Source organism: Nocardiopsis sp. TNDT3 (assembly GCF_003427465.1).
Taxonomy (GTDB): Bacteria; Actinomycetota; Actinomycetes; order Streptosporangiales; family Streptosporangiaceae; genus Nocardiopsis; species Nocardiopsis dassonvillei.
This window is the reverse complement of sequence record NZ_QPFC01001169.1, coordinates 1-2,089: the sequence shown is the minus strand read 5'-3', so window position 1 is coordinate 2,089 and position 2,089 is coordinate 1. Positions and strand designations below refer to the sequence as shown.

The 2,089-nt window shown below is 70.0% G+C and carries 1 protein-coding gene; it reads left to right on the top strand.

The window, feature by feature from the left end:
• The coding region (locus tag DQW06_RS25280; RefSeq protein ID WP_157983601.1) for a hypothetical protein at positions 1–2,089 on the top strand (2,089 nt) is incomplete at both ends.

Sequence of the window (2,089 nt, the reverse complement as noted above, 5' to 3'; positions counted from 1 at the left end):
GACAGAGGACCCCCTCCCCCCAGACCCCGCCGGACAGGATCACCACCGCGATCCGGCTCGGAGAGATGGCCTCGGCCAGCATCAAGGACGCGATCAGCGGCTACCAGCGCGCCCAGGACCTGGTCAGCCAGACCCGGGAGGCCGAGAGTCAGGGCCGCCCCGACGCCGCCGACCTGCGCTCCCATGCCTACGAGGCACAGCGCCAGGCCAACGAGGCCTACCGGACCTACGACTTCCTCGCCCGGATGCAGGCCGATCTGCTGCGCACCGACCAGCCGGTCACCGTGATGACCGTCCTGGAGACTCCCGCGAGCCCGAGCGACGACGCCGGACCCGTCCCCCTCGGCGGTACCGACGGGGACATCCCGCTCGGCCCGCGCGACACCGACTCCCCCGTTCACCAGGAGGAGACCGCACCGGAGGGCACACCGCCGGAGGGGACAGCGCCGGAGGGGACCCCGCCGCAGGAGCCCCAGGCCCCCACCTACAACGGCACCTTCACCCCGGACCGGAGCAAGCCGTACGACCTGGGCTACCTGACCACGTCCAACCTCCTCGGTCCGAACATGCTCTTCGCCGAGCACCTGCACGGGTTCGTCGACGACGTCCTGACCAACACGCCGGACATGCCCGAAACCGCACGCCAGCAGATCCTGGACGGCGTGGCCGACATCCTCACGAAGGAGGGGCCGCGCCCCTTCCTCCGCGAGGGCGGGCGCACCGTCAGCGCCACCCACGACGGGCAGACGTGGAGCGCCGACATCGACCTGCGCTCACTCGACGGCGATTTCTACCACTTCAAGACCGAGTCCCTGAGCGGCGAGGACTCCAGGCACCTGAGGCTCCACAACGCCGGACCCGGGGTGTCCTCCAGCGAATCCGGTTCCCAGAACGGGAGCGGCTCCGTCGGCGTCAAGTTCACGGGAAGCCCCATCTACCTGGCCAACGTCAGCGGCAGCGACGCCGGGCCGATCTTCTCCATCGGCGTACGCGGCGGCTCCCAGGTCCGGAGCACCGGCGGAACGGCCTCGGTCAGCGCCAACTCCGGTACCGGCATCGAGCTGCTCGGCACCCCGAACGTCTACGTCAGCGACCTGCGCATGAAGGCGTCCGTCACCGGACCCGGCCTCACCTCGCCGCGTGTGCGGGAGGGGACCTCGTACGACGGGCTGATCATGAACCTGCCGGGAGAGGCGGTCTCCTCCGACGGTCCCCGGCAGATCACGCCCGACAACGGGAAGCCGGACGCGAACGGGCACCACAAGCCGGTGAACCGCCCGTTCATAGGTGCCGGCCACCCGCTGGAGATCACCCGCTTCTCCCCGGCCCCACCGGCATCCGACGGCGGAACCGGTGGGGACACCGCCTCCGGCGACCGCGGTGACAGCACCGACACCGCGACGGCGGGCGGCGGCAGACCGGGGCAGAACAGCCTCGGCACCTGGCTAGCCGACCACCTCCTCCCCCCTCCCAAGGGGAAGCGGGGCGGCGACCACACCCCCTCCGGCAAGGAGAAGCGCAACGACGAGTACCGCGCGCGGATCGAGGCCGCCTTCGACAACGACCAGGTACAGCAGTACCTGCCGCAGATGTCCAACGGTTCCGCGCACATCCGCATCGACATCCCCGGGAGCCCTTCCCGGTACATGCGGATGTGGTCGGTGTCGACCCAGTACGACCGCAAGGACTTCGCCCCCGGCCTGGTCGACTTCGTGCACAGCAACACCACGGTCAAGAGCGTCTCCTCCGACGTGCAGCGCTCCACCACGGTGTCCGGTTCGATCGGCACCGGCTTCGGCATCTGGCTCGAACTGCCGGACGGCAAGAGCATCCGGCTCGAAGCACCCGCCGTGGAGTACTCGGCGACGCTCAGGAAGAGCACGGGCACCACCCTGAACACCTCGGGGGCGATCAGCGATATCGTGCACGCCCCGTCGGGCCACGCGGCCTACGACGTCAAGCGCGACTTCTACGTCCACATCCAGGGCGAGCCGCGACCGCACCGCTTCGAGGGCGACTCCGTCGAACTGCTCAGCGTCGAGGACGCCCGCCTGCTCAACGGCGAACTCCCCAAGCCCCCGTCCTCGAC